Consider the following 21800-nt stretch of genomic DNA (forward strand, 5'->3'; position numbering starts at 1 on the left):
GGAGACCATCCCTCGAAGATGAACTCGTTCGCCTGTTGCATCGACCTACTGCACTGCTCGTACGGGTCCTAGGAGAGACTACCGAAATCGCTCTGGGGCTAAACACGTACGTACGGCCTAACTCATGACGAGCGTATTCAAATCGCCATCGACGTACGTACAGGGACGCAACGTGACGACCGACATCGGCACGCACGCGGAATCACTCGGTGACACAGCATTGCTAGTCGCCGACGAGATCGTGATGGACATGATCGAGAGCGACGTGCACGAAAGCCTCGCGGAAGCCGGACTCGACGGCTCATCGGTCGTGTTCAACGGGGAGTCCTCGGAGGACGAGATCGAGCGGATCGCGTCCGTTGCTGTCGACGAGGGTGCCGACATCGTTATCGGGGCCGGAGGCGGCAAGGCCCTGGACACCGCGAAAGCAGTCCGCGAGGAGGTCGGCGGCGCAATGGTGTCGATGCCGACGATCGCATCGATGGACGCGCCGACGAGTTCGCTGTCAGTGATCTACAGCGAGCACGGCGAGTTCGAGGATTACTGGTACTACGAGCAGCACCCGGACTTGGTGATCGTTGACACCGAAGTGGTCGCTGCAGCGCCGGCTCGGTTCCTGCGCTCGGGGATCGCAGACGGGCTTGCAACGTGGTTCGAGGCGGACGCAGTCGCACAGTCCGGCGGCGACAACGAGGTCGGTGGGAAACCAACCCGCGCGGGACACAAGCTCGCCGAGCTGTGCTATGAGACGCTCCGTGAGCACGGTGCCGGCGCGCTGGACGCCGTCGAGCACGATGCCGTGACCGAGAGCGTCGACGCCGTGATCGAGGCGAACACGCTGCTCAGCGGGCTGGGGCTCGAAAGCGGCGGGCTGGCGGCTGCCCACTCCGTGCACAACGGCCTCACGCAGCTCGCGGAAACGCACGACGCGACCCACGGTGAAAAGGTGAACATCGGTACGATCACGCAGCTCGTGCTGGAGGGGCATTCCGACGCGAGGATCGAGGAGTTCATCGAGTTCTCGGTCGAACTCGGGTTGCCTGTCACCCTCGGTGAGATCGGGATCACGAACCCTGAACAGGTAGACCTGGACGTGGTCGCGGAGGCGGCCTGTGACGAAGCCGAGACGATCCACGACGAGCCGTTTGACGTTACACCAGCAATGGTGCGTGATGCGTTGCTGACCGCCGACGAGATGGGGCGGCGGGTTCGGGATCGATAGCGGGGTCCCGTACCACCGTTCCTGCTGGGCGGCCCGCCGAGATTCATGCGGGAGCTGGACGTGTCGGCGGCGAAAAGGGAGGGGGGACTCCCTCCCCCCGTCATCGATGTGTAAACGGGATTGCCGCAGGGTGGGGGGATCGGTCGAACCAACCAGTAGGTGAGCTACGACCGCGATACACGCCGAGGACAGCTCCCTTCTGCCGGTTTTGTCCCTCTCAGCGAACTGTATTACTATTAAGGAAAGATTTATAATAGACCAGGGAAAACAGTAACCGCACTGCAATAGCTGTATGTTAATTTGGTAGTTGTAGGAGAACACGTAACTAGTGCTTGACAGCATTCGAACTCCGTCTAATACGTCGCCTTCCTGTCACAGCGGCGTTGAACCCTGCTTCTGTCTTGGTCTCACTTCGTTGCCAGTGTGCCATCGATCCCTCGGTGGTATCGTTTACACATCGATGACGGGGAGGGGGTGTGGCCTTGCCACGATCGCCAGCAGGAGCCGACGATCTGATCAGAGACACGACAGGAGATTACACATCGAAGACGGGGGGTGGGGAGGGAAGCGAAAGGCAGCAGGGAATCGCCTGGCAACTACTCCTCGAACTCTCGAAGTTGGGCGTTCACCACCGCGTGGAGCCGCTCGGATTCGGTGCCGACTCTCTCCAGTCGCGTGTCGTCGACAACCCGATGCATCATCGACTCCGGATCACCCCTGAAGGTGAAGTCCATATACATTCCGCCACCGCGTCCACGGCTCTTTCGGGCCGTCGACACCAATCCATACGTCGACAACTCCTTGACGTATTTCACGTACGTCTCCCGGGTCATCTGGTCGGCATCGATCTCCTCGGTGACCCACTGGTACACCTGGAACCCAACCGGACTGGGCACCGAGTTCCGCGTTGCACTCGAACAGTGCGCGACAGCCGCCGTCGCGTACAGGGAAATCTTCTTCTGGGTCGTCAGCCCCGCGATCAACTTCAGCGACCGGTCCTTGTCGATCTCGTCTTGGGACTCCCGGACGTGGTCTTCGCGGACCGTTTGATCCCCCTGTTCGTCGGCCAGATCGCCGGCTCCACGGAACAGATCGATCGCTTTCCGAGCATCACCATGGCTTTGTGCCGCAAACGCCGACACGAGCGGGAGTACGTCGTCGGTCAACGCGTCTTGGCGGAACGCGTCACGCCTGTTTTCGAGGATCTGCCGGAGCTGTGTGGCGTCGTAATCCGGGAAGTAAATATCGCGGGGATTGAACGAGCTCTCGGCCCGCCCGTCGATGTTCTCCATGAACTTGGGGTCGTTTGTCAGTGCGGCCACCGACACTTGGCCTTCGATGTCGTTCGTGTTGCTAGCGCGCGAGAGTTGATACAGCAGTTTGGAGTACGCCGGCTCGTCGTTTGCGCGCCGACCAACCAGCAGATCGATCTCGTCCAGAATGAAGATGACCGAGTCGTAATGCTCGTTGATGAGGTCGTAGAGCCGTCTGTACTTCCGTTTCGTCGACACTCCGGTTTCGGGAACTCCGGGTTCGATGCCGACATCGCTGGCGACCGTCTGGACGAGTTCGTACACGGCTTGGTCGAGCGTGTTGATCGGCTGGCAGTTGACCTGCACAACGCCGAACCGCTCACCCTTGGAGTGGCACAGTTCGATGATCTGTTGGGTGACCGCACCGATAATGAGCGACTTCCCGGTTCCCGCGGGCCCGTACAGGAGCATGTTCGGTGGCCGATTCCCTTGCAGCGTTGGCTTCAGAAACGACACCACCGACTCCAGTTGTTCGTCGCGGCCGACGATTCGCTCCTCGTCGATGATCGTGTCCGGCTCCACGAGGTCACGGTTGACGAACACCGACGCGTCCCCGTCGTCGTGAAGCATGTCACGGATCGACCGCTGTGCGTCCTCGTCTGTGGCCGCGTCCGAGCCAGCGAGTTGGCTACCAGCGCCATGCCCGGAGCCATCGGCGGCCGCGTCATCGCCGCCCACCCCGGCGTCGTCGCCGACTCCGTGCGTCCCACCTTGGTCGCGACCAGCCATACGTATGCTGTACACCCCCTGGTTGAAAAGCGTAACCCCAATCGATGTTTATCCTGGTGTGATACGGGATCTGTGCCCCAAATTCGGCCATGTCACTCTCTCTCTACCGGCACCGCCAGCGATGTATCGCGCTCGCTCACCCCCCGTCATCGATGTGTAACTCGCTCTATCGCGCCTTCAGCCCTACTGCACTCTGTCGTGGTGTTGTCTACAGGCGGTTCAAGGCGAGTGCCACGAGGCTTGGCCCCGTGGTGGGTTCACCGCTTCCAGTGGCCTCCACGTCGGATCGCCCTCCTTGAGCTGGTTTAGGCTCGCCAAATACCATGGATTTATGACACTATGGTGCGTCTGTACATCCGCAATGAGCGCAGGCAACCTCGAACGACAGACGCGCAACTATCTCAGTGACAACGTCCCCCAGATCCAGCAACACGGCGGCAACTTCGAGATCCGGGAGATCGACGAAGCAGCCGGCACCGCGACCGTCGCGATCGGCGGCGCGTGCTCGGGTTGCGGCATCGCACCGATGACGATGAACGCCATCGAAAGTCGCCTCCCCGAAAGCCTCGACGACCTCGATGACGTGACCGTCGTGCGCTCGGGCGGCCCCCGTGCCGCGGTCATGCCGTCGAAAACTGACCGCATGGAGGACATGGACGAGTACCAGGACTACAGTCCTCCGTTCTGAGGGCTGCCCGCAGCCACGTGCGTCGTGTCGCACGCATCCCCACCCCCTCATTTTGAACCTGCGCCATCCTCACAACTGACTGCGGTGTGGTCGTCGACGATCTCCCGATCCGCACTCGAGTCACGCCCGCTACCACGCACGGCCCTCGGACACTCCCGCTGTCACCGCCCCACCCGCTTGGCGAGCACTGTCGGCAGCCAGACGCCAACGCCGATGAGCGTCACCAACTGCACCCAGGCCGCATCGGTGATCCGTCTCACGACGAGCCAGAGCGCGACCGCCGAAACGATGCACACGACTGTCACTCGCGTTGCGTTCGAGAGCATGAATCCAACAGCCACCCACACAACGACTGGTTCGATATTAAAAACCGGGGTCAGTTCTGGAACGTCGACGGTATTGCTGCGCGCCGCCCCATGCACGGCTCAATAGGTCTCCAGAACTGTCTGGACGGATATTTTCAACTCATATAAGCACTCATCCGAGGACCCCGAGTTGCGTTATCCGATGGCGCCCACCACAGAGACACGGAGAGCCACAGCGACACGACGCGCAGTCCTCGCCGGTGCCGGCACGGCCGGACTCACAGCATTCGCCGGTTGTGGCGCACTCAACACAGCCACAACCCAATCGGATACCGGCTCCAGCACCATCACGCTGGACTTCTGGCACGTTTTCGGCGACGAACTGGCGACCACAATCGAGCAGATGGCAGCGGATTTCTCAGCACAGACCGACGGTGTCTCGATCAACCCCGTGAGCAAGACCGGCTACCGTGAGACGCTCAACCAGTCCCTCCAGGCGTCGCGGGCCGGCGATCCCCCGGGGATCGTCCAACTCTTCGAGATCGGGACCCGAATCGCCCTCGACAGCAACGCGTTCACTCCCATCGACTCCCTGCTCCCCGAAGACAAAATCGACCGCGAGGACTTCCTCCCGTCGGTCCTCAACTACTACCGCACCGATGGCACGCTCAACTCGATGCCGTTCAACTCCTCGAACACCATCATGCTCTACAACAAGCGTGCCTTCGAGGCGGCTGGGCTCGATCCGAACGCCCCGCCGACGACGCTTGCCGAACTCCGGACAGCGGCCAGCACCATTGTTTCGAACACGCAACTAGAGTACGGCCTCACCTGGCCGAATCACTCGTGGATGCAGATCGAACAGCAGTTCGCGAAGCAAAACCAACTCCTGGTCAACAACGACAACGGCCGTGCCGGCCGACCCACGGAGACTAACTTCGACAGCGACGCCGGACGCGCGGTCTACCAGTGGTGGACCGACATGGCCAACGCCGACCTCTATTTGAACCCCGGGATCGAGGCGTGGGACGAGGCCCGACAGGCGTTTCTCACCGAGCAAGCGGCGATGCTGTGGGATTCCACGTCGAATCTGGTCTCGCTGGTGGCCGGTGCAAAGCAGCGCGGCTTCGAACTCGGATCCGCATACCTCCCAACCCCGACCGGAGACAACTCAGGCGTCGTCATCGGTGGCGGCTCACTGTGGGTTCCGGACGCACTGACGACTGCGGAGAAACAGGCCGCCGGTGCGTTCATCGCGTATCTCACCCAGCCCGACCAGCAGCTGCGGTGGCACCGCAACAGCGGCTACTTCCCGGTGCGACAGAGCGTCATCGACCGGCTCACGGACGACGGCTGGTTCGACGAACACCCGAACTTCCGCACGGCCTTCGACCAACTCCAGGAGACCACCGACACACCGGCAACGCGCGGCGCAGTCATGGGCGCGTTCCCGGAAGTCCGAACGATCAACGAGGAGCTCTCGGTCAGCATCATCACCGGTGACATGTCCGTTTCGGCGGGCCTCGCAGAGATGGACACCCAAGCGACCAGCGCCATCCAGGACTACACCGACTCCATCGACGACAGCGCGTAACCCGACCACCCATGTCCACACAGCCAACCCCATTCGATTCGACACTGCAGGCCCTGGGACTGCTGCTCCCCTCCGTGGTCGTGCTCGGTGCGTTCCTCTACTATCCGGGCCTCGAGACGTTCCGACTCAGCCTGTACAGAACCCTGTTCCTCGGGCAGCAGACCGCCTGGGTCGGCGCGGAGAACTTCGTTCAGCTGCTGACCTCAACCGCCTACCACCACAGCTTCGCGATCTCTGTCCTGTTCGCAGCCATCGTCGTCACCGGAACCCTCCTGCTGTCGATCGCGGTCGGATATCTCCTCTTCACCGTGTCCGTCGGTTCGTCGGCGTACCTCATCGCCGCCATCTGGCCGTACGCGCTGCCGCCGGCCGTCGCCGCGATCCTGTTGAACTTCATCCTACACCCGAACCTCGGTGTGTTCACCCACTACCTCGAAGCGGTCACCCCGTTCACCTTAGACTGGTTCAACAGCGGCCCGCAGGCGTTCACCGTCGTCGCCGTCGTCGCGATCTGGAAGCAGCTCGGATACAACATCATCTTCGTCGTTGCCGCGTTCAACACGATCCCCAAAACGCTCACCGAACGCGCCACGCTCGACGGGGTTGGCCACCTCAGACGCCTCCGGAGCGTCTACCTCCCGCTGATGGCACCAACGCTGGTCTTCCTCACGGTGATGAACACGATCTACGCGTTCTTCTCCACGTTCCCGATCGTGGACCTCCTCACCAGCGGCGGTCCGGGCGACGCAACCAATCTCCTGATATTCAAGCTCTACCGCGACGCCTTCGAGTTCAACAGCCTGGGCTTGGCGTCGGCCGAGTCAGTCATCCTGTTCGCCCTGGTCGCGGTACTGATGTACGTCCAAATCCGCGTTTCAGAGGGATACGCACAGTATGGGGCGTGATACAATGGCCACTGACACCGCCCAGTCTTCGACCCGGACGACCCACCGTGACATCCTCCCCGAGAACGCTCTGATGCACCTGGGGCTGTTCGGCGCGATCGCACTGATGGCCGCCCCACTCGTGTTGGCCGTGCTGATGAGCACGCAAACGACCGCCGAAGTCTACCAGCCCACCACCATCGGACCCGGCAGTAACGCCCTCCAGAACTACCAGGCCGCGCTCACAACGTACAACTTCGGGACCTACCTCCTCAACTCGCTGGTGATGAGCATCGCCGTCGTCATCGGGAAAGTCACCCTCTCGTTGCTGGCCGCGCTCGCGCTCGTCTACTACGAACTCCCGTACGAGCGCGCGATCTTCATGTTCGTTCTGCTCACGCTGTTGTTACCCGTTCCAGTCCGGATCGTGCCCCTCTTCCAGCTGATGGCGGATCTCGGCTGGACGAACACCCTCCTAGCGATCACGGGGCCGTACATCGCCAGCGCAACCGCGGTGTTCCTGTTCCGCCAGCATTTCCGCTCGATTCCCGACTCGCTGGTCGAGACAGCCCACGTGGATGGGGTCGGCCCGTTTCGCTTCCTGGTGTCCGTGCTGATCCCGATGTCCCGCAGCATGATCGCCGGCGTCTGCGTCATCACGTTCATCTACTCCTGGAACCAGTTCCTCTGGCCGCTCATCGCGGTCACGGACAAACCAAGTCAGGTCGCCCAGGTCGGGATTCGATACATCCAGGGGGCGGCCCAGGCCGGCTTGACACAGTGGGGCGTCATCATGGCCGCGGCGGTGCTCGCGTTGTTGCCGCCGCTTGCCGTACTGCTGGTCTTCCACCGTTCGCTTCGCGAAACCATCGCGATTCAGCAATCCTGATTCCAATGAGTACGATCACACTCACCGACCTCACCAAACACTACGACAGCATCGCCGCGGTTGACGGGATCGATCTCGATGTCCTCGACGAGGAGTTCCTCGTCGTCGTTGGCCCCTCGGGCTGTGGCAAATCGACGACGCTTCGGCTCATCGCTGGCCTCGAGGACGCCACGGCCGGCACCATCCGGATCGGCGGCACTGATGTCACCGACTCACCACCCGAGGACCGTGACATCGCTATGGTGTTCCAGAACTACGCCCTGTATCCACACATGACTGCCGCCGAGAACATGACCTTCGGGATGCAGTCAGTCACCGATTACTCCAGCGCCGAGATCGAGGACCGCGTCGCCGACGCAGCCGCAACACTCGGTATCACGGAGTTACTCGACCGGACCCCAGACGCCCTCTCCGGTGGTGAGCGCCAGCGCGTGGCCATCGGGCGCGCGCTCGTTCGCGAGCCGTCCGTGTTCCTGCTCGACGAACCACTGTCGAACCTCGACGCGAAGCTCCGCGTCCACATGCGGGCGGAGCTGTCGAAACTCCATCGAGAACTCGACACCACAACCGTCTACGTGACCCACGACCAGACCGAAGCGATGACGCTTGGCGACCGCGTCGCCGTCCTCAACGACGGCACCGTCCAACAGGTCGCGCCGCCACAGCAACTCTATGATTTCCCCGCAAACCAGTTCGTCGCCGGATTCATCGGCGAACCGGCAATGAACCTGGTTCCCGTGCGGGTTCGCGACCGCCCCCGTGGTCTCGTTGCCGACCACGAGGGGTTCGCTCACCCGCTTCCCGACGGCGGCTCCAACTCGGCACTCGTTGACCGCCGCCTGACATTCGGGGTTCGACCCGAGGACGTCCTATTGGCTGGGCGCTCTGCCACTGGACACGAGGAGTCCTTTGAGGCGAGGGTAACCGTCCGAGAACCGCTCGGTGAACAGCTCCTGTTACACTGCACCATCGGTGACGACGAGCTACAGGTGAAAGTCCAACCTCGCCGGGACGTTTCGACCGGGGACACGATCCGTCTGTGCTTCGATCAGCAACGCCTCCACCTGTTTGACCCCGAGACCGGTGACGCGATCTACCACGCGGCGTCCGAAGACCAACCCGCCAAACCAACCCCGTCACAGTAGCTCGTGCACCCACCGAACGATGCGGTTCCATTACCAGTTGTTGGTAATACGATTTCTTTATTCAGCCGCACCGCTGTATTTTTCTCGTCCGATTCATCCTGATTCTGGTGTTCCATCGGTTGCTTGTTAGTCGTTACTTCTCTGATTCCTGATACTGTTCGCCGAGGGGCTTCAGCCGCAGTTCACCGAAGCCGTATCGGGAGTGCGAGCCGACCCTCGTGAGGCCGTTCTTCGCGGTCTCCACCGGACGGTCGCCAAGGTACTTCACGACCTGCCCGTGGTCCACCGTCTCCAGTCTGAATACCTCGCGCTGTTCGAGGATCTTCTCCTCACGAAGCCGGAGACCGTCGCGGTTCTCAGCCCACCACCACGGGACAGGCCGGTCGTCCGCGTCGGGATACTCCGACTCCACCACGAACGGCGTCACGAGTTCGATGAGGTACGTCTCCGCGCCTTCGAGCCGCGAGTAGTCCAGTTCATCGAGGTCCACCATCTGCGTGTCCTTCAGCTGGACCTCGCCGTAGCCGTAGTTGCGCTTGCCGCCGAACTGGAGTCCCTCCAGCACATCCTCGCCGAGTGGGAGTACCGTCGGGTCATCGGCGTGGAGGTAGGCGTGAACGTACCACTTCGTCGTCTGCTGTTGCTTCCGCTGGTCTTCCCGGCGACCCATGATCGTCTCGTGGGCGAGCGCCGGGTGGCCGCCGTGGACCCGGAGATCATGCGTGTTCAGCGCGTCCCGAGCGCGGGTGTCCAGCAGCCACGGATGCATCGCTTCCCGCTGGAGGAAGAGGTCGTCGTAGGCCTTGACGTCGGGGAGGCCGCTCCCGAGGTACGGCCGGATGCCCGACTGCGTGTGTTCCTCGGGGAACGTCCCGAACTGACCGGGGACGAAGACGCCATGACTGGCCGATACCGACCCGTGGATCTCGGGATCGAGGTGCTGGCCGAGGGCGTGCAGGATGGCGTTCCCCGAGACGTAGTACGGGTGGCCGATGTAGTCCATCCACAGTTCCCACAGGACTTGCTGAATCGCCGTCATCGGTCGGGCCTCCACTCGTGGTAGTCTTCGATGTACTGGAGCGCCGCGCTCCAGGACTGCATCCGCCGAAGGTTGGCATCGAGGGTCATGTCGTACTTGTCGTGACCGGTATCGAGCGGGTGCGCTGTCAGGCGGTTCCACACTGACGCCCACGACCGCCACGGCCGGCTTCCAAGCCGGGCCGACGGACTCCCGTCGGTGTTCTCGTCGATACGGAGCGCGAAGCGGTCGCCGTTGAAGACCGTGCGGAACGGGACGACGTCGCCCGCCGGGTCCACGATGAGCCGGAGATCGCCGAAGTCGTGATCGGCCCGGGGGTTATCCAGTAGCGCCGCCACGAGGAGCGTGTGGAACTTCAACGAGGTGTACGGGTGATACACCGACTCGTTGAACGCGGCTGCCACGTCGGACGCCAGCCACCGCTCGTGCGCGGTCTGTGCGTCCTCGATGCCGATGAGGTCCGACACCTCGATCTCGATGGTCGCCTGCGAGAACTCACCAGGGTCGTAGGCCGTCTCGCCGGTGAGCAGGGACAGCCGGTAGTGGTCGTTGTGGGTCGGGGACGGTCTGCTCTTGCTTCTGCTGAGGCCGCGAGAGCGCCGCCGCATCGCCGTCCGTGCCCTCGGGCACCGACTGGTTCACGGGCACGCCAGCGAACTCCTCGCGGGCGTCGTCTGGATCGAGTCCAGTGCCAACCTCGATAGGGCCAGAACTCCAGCGGAGCCCGACACCGCACCAGCCGTTCTCTTCGTGAACACCTTCAATTTCGAGCGGGCCGTCGTTCATTTCTGCCGTGACGTGGACGTTGTTCAGCCCACCTGGAACGGAGCCACAGTCGGTGAGCGAGTACGTTCCATCGTCGGTCACGCTTCGGTCTTCGACGATCTCGCCGGGGGTGGTCGTGTTGCCAGCCGCCTCAGCTTGTGCCGCCTGCGGAAGTGCCGTGAGTGCTGCGGCCGCGGCGAGGAACTGACGACGCTGCATCACAGACCCTCCGGGGTGGATTCTCGCGCCTCGATCAGTCGTGCCGTCCACGCACCTGCTTCCGCGGCGCTGATGCCTGGAACGTCACTCCAGTCGGTGTTCTCGTGTTGCTCGATAAGCTCCGCAAGAGCGGAGTCGGCCTCCTCGTTTTCGGGGTTCGATTCGTTCGCCGTGCCGGAATCCTGAAGTCCGGCGGATGTCTTCATTGACATGCTTCGTTGGTCTCCAGCGAAGCACGGTCGGGCGTGGTCCAAACACGCCCCGGGCAACTTCTGACCGGCGTCCCGCGCTTCTCAACAATCACTCTCACCGCCATCCTCATATGATTTACTGTTAGTCAATCCATTTAGTCCATACTATCCAAAAGGACTAACTAACCACTCGTAATACCTATGCCCATAGTCACGCATGCAAGCAACAAAGATGGAAGCAGACGAGTTGATAGAAAGTGACCGAAAAATCCTTGATGAGCTTCAGAAAGGACGGTGTACGCCTGCTGTTCTTGTAGATTGGACTGGCCTGTCGAAACAGACCATTCACAACCGTCTAAACGTTCTTGTCGCTGCTGGACACGTCGAAAAAGCCCATGAAAGCGGCCTCTACGAACTGGTCAGCGATCCGCGGGACGACTGAGCGACAGTTCTTTGAGTACCACCGGCGTACCACAGCGTATGAGCACGGACACGCCCGGGGATAACGGGGAGGAGGGTGAGATGGTGAAGCTCAACGTCAAGGTGCCGAAGCGGCTTCTGGACGAGCTTGATGAGCTTTCGGAGGAACTGAACTACACCAACCGCTCGGAGTTCATCCGTGAGGTGCTGCGCGATACCACGGAGCCGATTCTGACGCCTGGTGCGCAGGAAGGCGTCTCAGAGGGCTACGCGGACGTTGCAGCGGGCCGGACGATGTCCACAGATGAGGCCCGAGAACGCCTCGGTATCGACGACTGAGGGCTGAACGGTGGCTCATGAGGTCGTTCTGACGGAGACGTTGGTCGAAACGCTGGAACAGTTTGAGACAGAGGAAGCCGAGCGGATCATCAACAAGCTGGAGGACATCGGCGACTTCCCGGGCCACTTTCTTGATCGGTTGAAGAACCACCCCGGCTACAAGCTTCGTGTCGGTGACTTCCGCGTCCTGATCGAGTGGGACAAGGACAACGAGGTGATCTACGCCATCGATGCCTTCGAGCGGAAGAAGGAGTACCGCGAACTCGGGAAGTATCGGGAGGTATGGGGGTCGTGGCGAGACGATGAGTAGGGGGGATTTGTCGTGGCAAAGGAGAAAGACGAGAACGCCGACCGTGACCCTGAGTCGAAGGGTGAAATCCATGAGCGGCAGAAGAAAAGGCGGAGATTTCAAGCCGGTACAGAGAAGCCAAGAGTAAGCTACCCGACAACCCGCGGTATGACACTTGGGGGTACACGGCCCTCCCGACGCGCAATCCGGCCAAGAATATCATCCCGCCGCTGTGGGAAGTAATCAAATCAGAGGCCTACAGCATCCACAATTGGTCGGTGGAACGGGATCGGTACGACGAGCTAGAGACGCCCGAGCATCGGCTCGCAAAGGCACTCGGGAAGGTCCAGCTTCGTCCGTACTACTGGTCGAAGCCGACTAACGAGAACCTCACCGAGAATCTGGATGGAGAGGACGCGACGCGGCACTACTACGCGAGCGAGACTGAAACGCTGGTCCGGCGCTTGCAGGGCACGAAGCTCGAACACTGGTTTCGAGGCCCAACACCGGACACGATAGCCACTGACGGCGAGGGGTTCCCGCCGGTTCAGGTGATCGCTCGGGAGCTTCGCTCGAAGACGTTCAAGTACCTCCGACTGAAGCGCGACGACAGCACGGAAGTGACCAAAGATCCGTCGCTCCGGGTGCTCATCGCCGCCGCGAACGGGAACGGGTTCGTCAACGACGCCGCGAAGAACCTCAAGTACAAACCGTTCTACGACGACGGCGACATCCCGACCGGACAGAACCTCACGCACCACCTTCGGAAGTCCTCACGGGAGTCAGTCATGCGGATGTTCCGGGAGGCGAATGAGCAACTGTTCAAGATCGCCGCCCGGTACGACTACTTCCCCGAGGATGCAGAGGTCGCTATCGACATCACGCATTGGCCGTTCTACGGCGACTCAGAGAGTGACGAGTACATTCGCCGGACGAAGCCGGGCCGGAACTACTCGTGGGCGTGGAAGTACATCACGCTCGCTGTCGTCGGGACCGACACGCCGCTGATTCTGGTCGTGCTCCTTGTCAGAGACAAGTCGAAGGCCTCGAAGTATATCCGTTGGATGCTCCGGCTGAGCAGGCAACACGTGGATATCGGCCGCGTCTACCTTGACGCCGGGACAGAGTTCTACAACTCGGACACGATTTCGACCATCAAGCACTTCCTGAACGGGATGGCCCGTACCGATCTGCGGTCGTCGTACTACTCCTACGGCGTGGGCAACCTCGACGAAGATAGCTACTACGCGGTTGGGCTGGAGTCGGACAAGACGGTGAAACTACGGAACTCAGGGGCTAATGAGCCGATGGACGACTACACGTACTTCTACACGAACCTTCACCCGGAGGAAGTCCCACCAGAAGAGTTGGGGAAGGCGTACCGCCGTCGGTGGGGCATCGAAACGGACTTCCGGAAAATCAAACGCGACTTCTTGGCCAAGTCTGGGTCGAAGAATCCGGCGCTTCGGGCGTTCTACTTCAACTTCGCGGCCCACCCCTTCAACATTTGGACGGTGACGAACATCCTCCGCGCTGAGGAAACTGGCGAAGACCTAAGCGAAGGAAAGCAAGTCACCGCTGGTGAATTAATGCAGGCCATCGAGGACGATCCGCGCGACCTTCAGATTCCGACCGAACCGCCAAAAACTCGGCAGGTATTCGAAGATATATTTGATGCTGACTGGGCCCCCTCAGATGCCGATTGATAGGAATTTTAGATTGAATCTATGTCCTCATCAACCGTATCATAGAGGTCGCCCTCTAGATTACGGGCAAACCGACGGACTCCCGGACTAAGATTTTCGTCGTTTTTCCACCCTCGAACGAGTTCAAACTGGCGTGAGTATGACTCCTCAGTAGTCGGGCCAACCTGAACACCCGTCGAATTGATAATTACGGCGTGCATTGCTGACTGGGCACGGTCATTTCGACGAATATTGTCTATTCCTCTATCCATACACGCTCTTAGAAGCCGGTCAATGTCATCATTAAGCGGAGCAGAATCGCAGTAGTGCAGAACTCTGATTACTTCTTCCTCAGGGCACTGTCTAGTTAAGCACGGCTTCAGCTGGCGTTCGTTCGTCGAGTGGTTGATGCGGTCGTTGGCGGTTGTAGTAATGTACGAATTGTTCAATCCATTCGCGTGCGCTCGCCCGACTGCCGACCCAGGAGTTATGGAAACGGGCGATACGCATTTTGAAGGTGTGAAACCACTTTTCGATGAGGTTTCTGTCGATATAGTCAACCCGACCGTTGAGCCCTAAGCGGGAGAGGGCAGTCCGGTAGCCGAACTGGTCAACGAGAAACACAGCGTCGGAGAGATCGTGTTTCTCACGGAGTCCATGAAGAAATGCAGCCGCTGGATCAGTCCCATGCCGTCCAAACAATTCCACGTCAAGAATCAATTTTGTGTCGAGGTCTATTGCAGCGTACAGCCAAGACCATTCGCCGTTGATTTTGATAGCGGTCTCGTCAACTGCGACCCTTGACGGCTTCGCCGTCCGCTCTCGCTCCCAACATTCAAGATTCGCTGTGTTCAACGTCTCTGTGAGCAGTTCTTGGTTTCGCATAGACACCAAAACCAACGAACTGCTCACTTCTCAAACTGGCTTAACTAGACAGTGCCAACTAAGACACCTACACGACCCCCAACTCTCAGCCCAATTACCATAAATCAGACAATTGTTTGCCGATCTTCTCAAGGGTAGTTTGAGGGCATCAGACATTAACTGATTACCGAGGCGCGTTGCTGAATAGAATCGGCGTGTTTTCAACTACTGTTACCGACACCGAGCCGCGAAAAACGTGCGGTGGGTAGCTGGCGGTCATCGATAGCGACAGCATACTACACAGCCGCCACCGCCATCACGCAGGTCCGGATGCCCCGAGAGTCCGTGCAGTTCGACGCATATTTGCCCCTTGACAGCGAACCCCTCACGAATGAGTCGTTACCGGACGACCGGTCGTTTCTTGCTCCTGTGCGCTGTCTGGGGAACGGCGTTCATGGCAACCGACGTTGGATTGGCCGATCTCCCCGCAGTCCCATTCGCGGCCGTACGCTTCGACATCGCTGCCGCACTGCTGTTTGCTGCCGTCTTCGTCTCGGACGCTGACGTCTACCCCCGAACTATGGATGACTTCGTTTACGTGCTCGTCGGCGGCACCCTCACGATCGGCGCCCATCATGCGTTCCTCTTTACGGGTCAGCAGTACGTTACCGGCGGTGTCGCAGCTGTTCTGTTGGGTCTCGTTCCCGTCGTGACGCCTGCGCTCACGCGCCTCGTCGCCACCGATGAGCAGCTCACCGCCGCCACTGCGGTCGGCGTCATGCTTGGGTTCGCTGGGGTCGTCATCATCGCTAACCCCGACCCTACGAACATCGCGGACAGCGTCCTTGGCGTGTCACTTGTGCTTGCGTCCGCGTTCGCGTTCGCCGTCGCCGCGGTCGTCACACACAGCCGATCGCCATCGCTGCCGTTCCTATCCACCCAGGCGTGGCTGATGGCCACCGGCGCCGTCGTCCTCCACGTCGCTGTACTCGTGCTCCCCGGCCAGTCGTTTGCGGCCGCCACCTGGACGCCGTCCGCGCTCGGCGCACTCACATACCTCTCTGTGGTCGCCGGCGTCGGTGGGTTCCTGCTCTACTTCAGATTACTGGACGACCTCGGTCCCATCGAGATGAGCTTCATTGAGTACGTAATCCCCGTCTTCGCGGCGCTGGCCGGCTGGCTCGTGCTTGGACAGGAGATCACGCCAGCAACCGTCGTGGGGTTTGCGTTCATCCTGTCCGGGTTCCTCGCCTCGAAGTGGCGAGCACTACGTCTGCGGTCCGTTGTCGTGACTACGATCTCGTCATTCACGGGTCCACGTGATGATTAGCCGCCCGGCCAACCGTTAGCTGCCGGCCCTTCCACACCGTTGTTCCGCCGTTTTCTGGCTCAGAATCGCTAGAAGCATCTTCGTGGACACCCGGTCCGCTGCCGACCTTCCATCCTGCGCGATTCAATTCGTATCGTATCGGGTCGGACCCAGGGGTTGCCAAGCAGATCACATACTGCCCGTCGCACCAGCGCTCGAACGTCACACACTGGCGCGGATACCATTCGTCCTGATCGCAGTTGCTCACAGCCGTAGTCAGAAACAGCAACAGCTCCACCGCGTTAGCGACACGCCGACCGCCACGGGTGGACGGCGCGTGGATCGGGCGCGCTATTCGAGGTCGAAGCGGTCCAGCTTCATGACCTCGCTCCACGTGTCCACGAAGTCCTGAACGAACAGCTCCTCGTCGGCATCACTGCCGTAGACCTCCGCGATGGCGCGCAGCCGCGTGTTCGAGCCGAACAGCAGGTCGACTCGCGAGCCGGTCCACTCGACGTCCCCGGTCTCGCGGTCGCGCAACTCGAAGACCTCGCGGTCCTCGGAGGCGGCTTCCCACTCGTAGTCCATGTCCAGCAGCGTCGTGAAGAAGTCGTTCGTCAGCGTCCCCGGCTGGTCGGTGAAGATGCCCAGCTCGGAGTCGCCGTGGGTCACTCCGAGCGCCCGGAGCCCGCCGACGAGCACCGTCATGTCGTCGGCGGTGAGGTTCAGCAGCTCGGCCTTGTCGACCAGCAGCTCCTCGGGTTCGCGCTCGGCGTCGTCGCCGAGGTAGTTCCGGAACCCGTCGGCCTTCGGCTTGAGCGCCTCGAAGGACTCGACGTCGGTCTGCTCGGGCGTGGCGTCGGTGCGGCCCGGTTCGAACGGCACGTCGACGTCGTACCCGGCGTCGGCCGCGGCCTGCTCGATGGCGGCGTTCCCGCCGAGCACGATCAGGTCAGCCAGCGACACACGCATGTCGTCGCTGCGGGCGTCGTTGAACTCCGCCTGGATGTCCTCGTAGGTCGACAACGCGGCTTCGAGCTGCTCGGGCTCGTTGACCTCCCAGCTGCGCTGGGGTTCCAGCCGGATGCGCGCGCCGTTGGCGCCGCCGCGCTTGTCGCTGTCGCGGTACGTCGACGCCGACGCCCACGCGGTCTTCACGAGCTGCGGGATCGACAGCTCCGACTCCAGGAGCTCGGATTTGAGCGCCGCGACGGCCTCGTCGTCGACGAGGTCGTAGTCGGCGTCCGGGAGCGGATCCTGCCAGATCATCGTCTCCTCGGGCACCTCCGGACCCAGGAACCGCTCGGACGGCCCCATGTCGCGGTGGATGAGCTTGTACCAGGCCTTCGAGAAGGACTGCTGGAACTCCCGCGGGTTCTCTTGGAAGGTCTCCAGGACCTCCCGGTAGTCGGGGTCGTCTTTGAGCGCGACGTCCGTCGTCAGCATCATGACGTCCTCGGTGTCGGTCGGGTCCTGCACGCCAGGTGCGGACTCGTTGAGCTCGCCGCTCTTGGTGGTCCACTGCCAGGCGCCACCGGGCCCCTTCTCGGGCTCCCACTCGTATTCGAGCAGGTTGTCGACGTAGCTCATGTCCCACTGGGTCGGCGTGGTGTTCCACGGCCCTTCGATCCCGCTGGTGATCGTGTCCGGACCTTTGCCCTCACCGAACTCGTTCTCCCAGCCCAGCCCCTGCTTCTCGATGGGGGCGGCGGCGGGCTCGGCGCCGACGTTCTCCTCGGGGTCGTCGGCACCGTGGACCTTCCCGAAGGTGTGGCCGCCCGCAATGAGCGCGACCGTCTCCTTGTCGTTCATCGCCATCTTCCCGAAGGACTCGCGGATGTTCTTCGCGGAGCCTTCGAGGTCGGGTTCGCCGTTTGGCCCCTCGGGGTTGACGTAGATGAGGCCCATGACGGTGTTGCCAAGCGGCCACTTGAGGCTTCCATCCGCGTCGAAGCGGTCGCCGGATGTGGTCTCCCACTCGTCTTCGGGCCCCCAGTCGACGGCCTCGTCCGGGGTGTAATCGTCCTTACGTCCGCCCGCGAACCCGTAGGTTTCGAAGCCCATGGATTCGAGCGCGACGTTTCCGGCCAGGATGATGAGGTCGCCCCACGAGAGCTTGCGGCCGTACTTCTGCTTGATCGGCCAGAGGAGGCGACGGGCCTTGTCGAGGTTGACGTTGTCCGGCCAGCTGTCGACCGGCGGGAGGCGCTGGCGACCGCCGGCTGCGCCGCCGCGACCGTCGAACGTCCGGTAGGTGCCGGCGCTGTGCCACGCCATCCGGATGAACAGTGGCCCGTAGTGGCCGTAGTCAGCCGGCCACCAGTCCTTCGAGTCGGTCATCATCTCTTCGAGGTCGTCTTTGACCGCCGCGAGGTCGAGGTCCTCGAACGCCTCGGCGTAGTCGAAGTCCTCGCCGTACGGGTCGACCTGTTGGCTGTTCTGATCCAGAATCTCCAAGTCTAACTGGTTTGGCCACCAGTCGCTTGTTCCGAAGTTGTGGTCTTCGTTCTCCATTGATTGAGCGTACGCTAACAATGTTTTGGGGATACTAAAGCGTAGTTATCGAAGGTCGAACGAAAGCGTCAAATCAGTGGCTGTGATCTCGTGTTATGCGACCTTTGAGTCCGGATCGACGTTGTAGCGCCTTGCAGTACCATCCACACTACTCTCTCTGTGGCGTGGCAATGGTACGGATCTCCCGCTCGTGTTCGATCAAATATAACTCAGCACAATGGGACAACGTCTTCTGACGCGACTTCTACCGCTTTGCTCCGTACGACCTCACGACGAAACAGCGACTACTCGTGGCCGCCGCTTTTTCGCCGGTTGCTTGGTTTCCGCGCTAGTCGCAGCTTCGTCACGCTCCATCAGTGGCGTGTTTGACATCCTCGCCGCCCTCAACTGTAGCGCTTGGTTCCACGGCGTCCCGGAGGAACGCCTCAGGGCGCTCGACGTGGGGCTGCACGTCGGACTCTTCGAGCACCACCAGCCGCGCGCCCGCGGCATCGGCGATGTCGCGGCCATCAGCGACAGGCGAGATGGTCGCTTCCTGGCCCCAAACAACTGTCACCGGCAGATCGAGAGCCGCCAGCTCGGCACCCAAGTCCATATCCACATCCAGGGCGCCCGCGAAAAACGACGCGGCGGCGAACCGAGCGCCCGGCTGATGGGCGGTCCGCCAGTGGTACTCGACCACGTCCTCGGTGACAACCGACTCGTCGTGGTAGCCGTGATCGGCGTTGAAATATCGGATGGCGCGCTTGCTCGTGGCCACGTTGAACAGCGCCGTGCCGACCACTGGCGCCCTGACGAGCGCGCCGACGAGCGGGCGCGTCCCCGAGAACCCCGCGGTCGTCGGACACACCAACACCAGCTCGCTGACCGAATCGGTGTCGGCGGCCGCAGCGGTCGCGTACGCACCCGAATGCGATGATGCCACGACCATCGGATCCTCGGCGGCGTCGGCGAGGAAGTCGGCCACGAACGTCGTGTAGTGGGACGCCGCGTACTCGATCGGCGGCCGGTCTGAGCGACCGAACCCCGGCAGGTCGGGCGCGATCACGTGGTGATCCGCGGCCAGCGCGTCGAACACGTTGCGGAACTCGAAACTCGATCCCGCAGCGTTCAGTCCATGCAGCAGTACCACGTCCTGATCGTCCGGATCGCCGGCCTCGGTGTACGCGATGTCGAACCCACGCCACTGGTACGTGTTGTTCGTCCCGTCTAGTGGCGACGCAAGCTCGTCCGCCCGCCACGCGAGGGCGGCGTTCGTGGCAGCAACGACACCGGTAGCCGCGGCCAGCGACCCGGCAATCTGGCGGAGCTTCATACCCCACCTACGCATGCCGGAGGCTTATCAGTTGTTGCCGCGAGCGCAGTCGCCACGCAGGTGCGAGCGCACTCGATCGTTGCCCGGTGCGTTCTGGTTGCTGTGACTGCCCCTCGATCCGTGTTATCGACATCGCGTTTTCGCACCGTTAACTCCTTCACAACACAAGATATTTACTTTGTTCTTATATGTTTTAACTATGGTAGATTCGATCTGTACACGTCGCCGTCTGTTAGCAGCAGTTGGGGCGACATCGGTGAGTGCGGTAGCCGGCTGCAGTAGCACTCTATTCGGCGGAGACGTTGAATACATACAGGATGCCCCGGTTGGGGAGGTGACTGGTCCGTGGCCGACGTATCAACACGATTTCGCGAGAACCGGTGCAACAACCGATCCTGGCCCTTCGAGTGATGCAACCGAATCGACTGTACTTGAGCTATTCAATCTGCACCCCGACTCACAGGTGATGTTTACCGGTGACCGTGGCATCCTTGCACTCACTCCAGATGAATTCGGAGGTTCGTACACCTCATTCGACATCAACGAAAACACACGATCCTGGAATGTAGAGACAACCGGCAGCGGTGGATCGGTGACAATCGCTGGGTCGTGTCGCAAAGTCCTCTAGAGTTCAGTAGCAACTGGCTCCCGTGAGGAACGGGACGCCTCTGGTGTCCACCCAAGAGGTGTCCCCATCCGTCTTTAGTTAAGCCTCACACCTCGGTTGTGTAGTGGTAGCGAGCGTCTCTTGTAAGATTGGTCGTTGCTTGTGGATCTTCTGAGCGTCTTCGATCAGCCGGTCGAGCAGCGGCGGTGGTGAATAGCCGAGGAACTCACCGAGTTCGTGGAGAATGAGCTGGGCGTGCGACCGGAAGGTCGCCGCCCAGCGCTCTGTCGGAAACACAAGCTCATCATCCGCCTGCTCAGTGACTAGATCCAACAGATCGCGGCTTACAAGCAGCGACAGCAGCGCTGCGTACAATAAGATCCTCACCACGTGTTCGTCACTCGTGTCGAACTCGTCCAATTCGTACTGCGTCTTCAGCTCCCGGAACAGCAACTCAACTTCCCACCGACAGCGGTAGATCTCCGCTAAATCCGCCGGAAAGAACTCCTTCCTCGCTAAATTCGTCATGTACAGGTGGTAGTCGTCGGCGTCCTCGTCGCGGACGCCGACGACGCGAAATCGCTTCGTATCTAGTGACCGCGTCCCATTGTACGGCCCTCGTTTGAATTCGACTTCGACTTCTACATCGATGTACTTCCGATCGAGATCGTCGAGAACAGCTCGGAGCTGCTTGCCCTCTAAGGGAATGGCGCGACCGCGCCATTCCCGTAACTCCCTCGTAATCAGCGGATTCGCGTTCTGCTTCAGCCGACTCACGAAGTAGCCGTCGTTTTCGTCGATCAGCGCAAACCGGCGGTACTTGAAGTAGGCGAGATCGAACAACACGAGGCGATTCTCAAGCCACGGCCCTGTTTTGAACAAGGTGCTGTCGTGCGTTTTCTCGTTAGCAGTATCGAGCCGTTCAATCGTCTGCTCTGTGGCATTGTGGAGCAGGTGGAGCTTCGCTCCAGCCTGCTCCTCGTGGCGGGCTTCGAACTGATCTGAGAGAAATTCGTGTAACCGCAACACCGTTCCATCAGCGATCATCACGTCTCTAAATCGGTCGATATCAGCGTCAACAGCGTTAGGAACAGCGACCTCGTCGAGACCATGCTCAACGAGGTCGCGGAGATACTCCGCAAGCGTCGGTGTCAACCGCTGATAGAATCCACCCGGAGAGATCGTCTCATCGGCAGTCGAGTTGTAACAGCGTCTAAACCCGGCGAGTGTTCGGCTTTCGCCTGCGGCGAAGCCGAACACGAATGCCCAAACGAAGGCAGGGATCTGGAGCTTGCGGTCACGTTCGACCACGCCGAGTTCCTCGGCGTGCTCTTCAAGGAACTCAGAGGGAAACAGTGTAGTGAGCCGACGCATAATCCGAGATGAGGAGTCCTTGTCGTGCACAGACTGGACTTCCTCATTCCTTCCGAAAGGTGCCTCGATAAGCCGCCGCTATCACGCGGTTTCTCGCTTAA

General features: G+C 61.1%; 18 protein-coding genes and 2 pseudogenes. 11 read left to right on the forward strand and 9 right to left on the reverse strand.

All coding sequences use genetic code 11. From position 1 onward, the window contains the following. The first annotated feature begins 124 nt into the window (after positions 1-124). Entirely contained in the window at positions 125-1222 is a 1098-nt protein-coding gene (locus ACOZ32_RS13060) for a glycerol dehydrogenase (RefSeq protein ID WP_424335302.1), read from the forward strand. Between the two features lie 596 nt (positions 1223-1818). Here the strand turns inward: ACOZ32_RS13060 and ACOZ32_RS13065 are convergent. Next, on the reverse strand, positions 1819-3105 hold the full coding sequence (locus ACOZ32_RS13065; RefSeq protein ID WP_173362416.1) for an orc1/cdc6 family replication initiation protein: 1287 nt from the start codon (positions 3103-3105) through the stop codon (positions 1819-1821). Positions 3106-3625: 520 nt separating this feature from the next. Here ACOZ32_RS13065 and ACOZ32_RS13070 point away from each other — a divergent pair. Next, entirely contained in the window at positions 3626-3952 is a 327-nt protein-coding gene (locus ACOZ32_RS13070) for a NifU family protein (protein WP_049892709.1), read from the forward strand. Positions 3953-4113: 161 nt separating this feature from the next. Here ACOZ32_RS13070 and ACOZ32_RS13075 read toward each other — a convergent pair whose 3' ends face one another. Then, entirely contained in the window at positions 4114-4293 is a 180-nt protein-coding gene (locus tag ACOZ32_RS13075; RefSeq protein ID WP_285258124.1) for a hypothetical protein, read from the reverse strand. A 166-nt stretch (positions 4294-4459) separates the two neighbouring features. Here ACOZ32_RS13075 and ACOZ32_RS13080 point away from each other — a divergent pair, with 166 nt between their 5' ends. The 4 genes from ACOZ32_RS13080 to ACOZ32_RS13095 are packed head-to-tail and all read left to right on the forward strand — an operon-like array spanning position 4460 to position 8769. Continuing rightward, on the forward strand, positions 4460-5851 hold the full coding sequence (locus ACOZ32_RS13080) for an ABC transporter substrate-binding protein (protein ID WP_010904131.1): 1392 nt from the start codon (positions 4460-4462) through the stop codon (positions 5849-5851). A gap of 11 nt (positions 5852-5862) precedes the next feature. Then, positions 5863-6756, forward strand: a complete 894-nt coding sequence (locus ACOZ32_RS13085; RefSeq protein ID WP_010904132.1) for a carbohydrate ABC transporter permease — start codon at positions 5863-5865, stop codon at positions 6754-6756. Between the two features lie 4 nt (positions 6757-6760). Further along, on the forward strand, positions 6761-7624 hold the full coding sequence (locus ACOZ32_RS13090) for a carbohydrate ABC transporter permease (protein WP_049892710.1): 864 nt from the start codon (positions 6761-6763) through the stop codon (positions 7622-7624). 5 nt (positions 7625-7629) lie between these two features. Beyond that, on the forward strand, positions 7630-8769 hold the full coding sequence (locus ACOZ32_RS13095) for an ABC transporter ATP-binding protein (protein WP_010904134.1): 1140 nt from the start codon (positions 7630-7632) through the stop codon (positions 8767-8769). A 133-nt stretch (positions 8770-8902) separates the two neighbouring features. On the opposite strand, the gene ACOZ32_RS13100 is transcribed toward ACOZ32_RS13095, so the two are convergent. From ACOZ32_RS13100 to ACOZ32_RS13110, 3 genes and pseudogenes are all read right to left on the reverse strand, one after another. After that, on the reverse strand, positions 8903-9808 hold the full coding sequence (locus ACOZ32_RS13100) for a hypothetical protein (RefSeq protein WP_010904135.1): 906 nt from the start codon (positions 9806-9808) through the stop codon (positions 8903-8905). Further along, a pseudogene (locus ACOZ32_RS13105) lies at positions 9805-10510 on the reverse strand (hypothetical protein). Before ACOZ32_RS13105 ends, ACOZ32_RS13100 begins: the two are co-directional and overlap by 4 nt. Positions 10511-10791: 281 nt before the next feature. After that, the gene (locus tag ACOZ32_RS13110) at positions 10792-11004 is read right to left on the reverse strand and encodes a hypothetical protein (protein WP_010904137.1); all 213 of its coding nucleotides are present in this window, start codon (positions 11002-11004) and stop codon (positions 10792-10794) included. Between the two features lie 211 nt (positions 11005-11215). Between ACOZ32_RS13110 and ACOZ32_RS13115 the strand changes: the two genes are divergently transcribed. The 4 genes from ACOZ32_RS13115 (at position 11216) to ACOZ32_RS13130 (ending at position 13737) form a co-directional block, all read left to right on the forward strand. Next, the gene (locus ACOZ32_RS13115) at positions 11216-11425 is read left to right on the forward strand and encodes a winged helix-turn-helix domain-containing protein (RefSeq protein WP_249040717.1); all 210 of its coding nucleotides are present in this window, start codon (positions 11216-11218) and stop codon (positions 11423-11425) included. A gap of 38 nt (positions 11426-11463) precedes the next feature. Beyond that, positions 11464-11742, forward strand: coding sequence for a ribbon-helix-helix domain-containing protein (locus ACOZ32_RS13120; protein WP_010904139.1), 279 nt, complete (start codon positions 11464-11466; stop codon positions 11740-11742). Positions 11743-11752: 10 nt separating this feature from the next. After that, on the forward strand, positions 11753-12052 hold the full coding sequence (locus ACOZ32_RS13125) for a type II toxin-antitoxin system RelE family toxin (RefSeq protein ID WP_049892715.1): 300 nt from the start codon (positions 11753-11755) through the stop codon (positions 12050-12052). Positions 12053-12309: 257 nt separating this feature from the next. Continuing rightward, the gene (locus ACOZ32_RS13130) at positions 12310-13737 is read left to right on the forward strand and encodes a transposase (RefSeq protein WP_012289637.1); all 1428 of its coding nucleotides are present in this window, start codon (positions 12310-12312) and stop codon (positions 13735-13737) included. 342 nt (positions 13738-14079) lie between these two features. Here the strand turns inward: ACOZ32_RS13130 and ACOZ32_RS13135 are convergent. Then, a pseudogene (locus ACOZ32_RS13135) lies at positions 14080-14532 on the reverse strand (IS6 family transposase); the annotation flags it as partial. Positions 14533-14971: 439 nt separating this feature from the next. Here ACOZ32_RS13135 and ACOZ32_RS13140 point away from each other — a divergent pair. Further along, positions 14972-15910 (forward strand): DMT family transporter, encoded by a 939-nt coding sequence (locus ACOZ32_RS13140; protein ID WP_010904143.1) that lies wholly within the window; start codon positions 14972-14974, stop codon positions 15908-15910. Between the two features lie 330 nt (positions 15911-16240). On the opposite strand, the gene katG is transcribed toward ACOZ32_RS13140, so the two are convergent. From katG to ACOZ32_RS13155, 3 genes are all read right to left on the reverse strand, one after another. Beyond that, complete coding sequence (gene katG / locus ACOZ32_RS13145) at positions 16241-18403, reverse strand: catalase/peroxidase HPI (protein ID WP_010904144.1); 2163 nt, start codon at positions 18401-18403, stop codon at positions 16241-16243. Positions 18404-18746: 343 nt separating this feature from the next. Next, on the reverse strand, positions 18747-19718 hold the full coding sequence (locus tag ACOZ32_RS13150; protein WP_012289638.1) for an alpha/beta fold hydrolase: 972 nt from the start codon (positions 19716-19718) through the stop codon (positions 18747-18749). Between the two features lie 706 nt (positions 19719-20424). Further along, positions 20425-21699 (reverse strand): IS4-like element ISH8A family transposase, encoded by a 1275-nt coding sequence (locus ACOZ32_RS13155; protein ID WP_006183907.1) that lies wholly within the window; start codon positions 21697-21699, stop codon positions 20425-20427. Positions 21700-21800: the final 101 nt, after the last annotated feature.

The organism is Halobacterium sp. MBLA0001, assembly GCF_049705385.1.
GTDB lineage: Archaea > Halobacteriota > Halobacteria > Halobacteriales > Halobacteriaceae > Halobacterium > Halobacterium salinarum.

Bases quoted from the DNA above. Each gene is read 5' to 3' on its own strand.
- ACOZ32_RS13060 (WP_424335302.1), top strand. From the start codon at position 125: ATGACGAGCGTATTCAAATCGCCATCGACGTACGTACAGGGACGCAAC.
- ACOZ32_RS13065 (WP_173362416.1), bottom strand. From the start codon at position 3,105: ATGCTTCACGACGACGGGGACGCGTCGGTGTTCGTCAACCGTGACCTC.
- ACOZ32_RS13070 (WP_049892709.1), top strand. From the start codon at position 3,626: ATGAGCGCAGGCAACCTCGAACGACAGACGCGCAACTATCTCAGTGAC.
- ACOZ32_RS13080 (WP_010904131.1), top strand. From the start codon at position 4,460: ATGGCGCCCACCACAGAGACACGGAGAGCCACAGCGACACGACGCGCA.
- ACOZ32_RS13085 (WP_010904132.1), top strand. From the start codon at position 5,863: ATGTCCACACAGCCAACCCCATTCGATTCGACACTGCAGGCCCTGGGA.
- ACOZ32_RS13090 (WP_049892710.1), top strand. From the start codon at position 6,761: ATGGCCACTGACACCGCCCAGTCTTCGACCCGGACGACCCACCGTGAC.
- ACOZ32_RS13095 (WP_010904134.1), top strand. From the start codon at position 7,630: ATGAGTACGATCACACTCACCGACCTCACCAAACACTACGACAGCATC.
- ACOZ32_RS13100 (WP_010904135.1), bottom strand. From the start codon at position 9,808: ATGACGGCGATTCAGCAAGTCCTGTGGGAACTGTGGATGGACTACATC.
- ACOZ32_RS13110 (WP_010904137.1), bottom strand. From the start codon at position 11,004: ATGTCAATGAAGACATCCGCCGGACTTCAGGATTCCGGCACGGCGAAC.
- ACOZ32_RS13115 (WP_249040717.1), top strand. From the start codon at position 11,216: ATGGAAGCAGACGAGTTGATAGAAAGTGACCGAAAAATCCTTGATGAG.
- ACOZ32_RS13120 (WP_010904139.1), top strand. From the start codon at position 11,464: ATGAGCACGGACACGCCCGGGGATAACGGGGAGGAGGGTGAGATGGTG.
- ACOZ32_RS13140 (WP_010904143.1), top strand. From the start codon at position 14,972: ATGAGTCGTTACCGGACGACCGGTCGTTTCTTGCTCCTGTGCGCTGTC.
- katG (WP_010904144.1), bottom strand. From the start codon at position 18,403: ATGGAGAACGAAGACCACAACTTCGGAACAAGCGACTGGTGGCCAAAC.
- ACOZ32_RS13150 (WP_012289638.1), bottom strand. From the start codon at position 19,718: ATGAAGCTCCGCCAGATTGCCGGGTCGCTGGCCGCGGCTACCGGTGTC.
- ACOZ32_RS13155 (WP_006183907.1), bottom strand. From the start codon at position 21,699: ATGCGTCGGCTCACTACACTGTTTCCCTCTGAGTTCCTTGAAGAGCAC.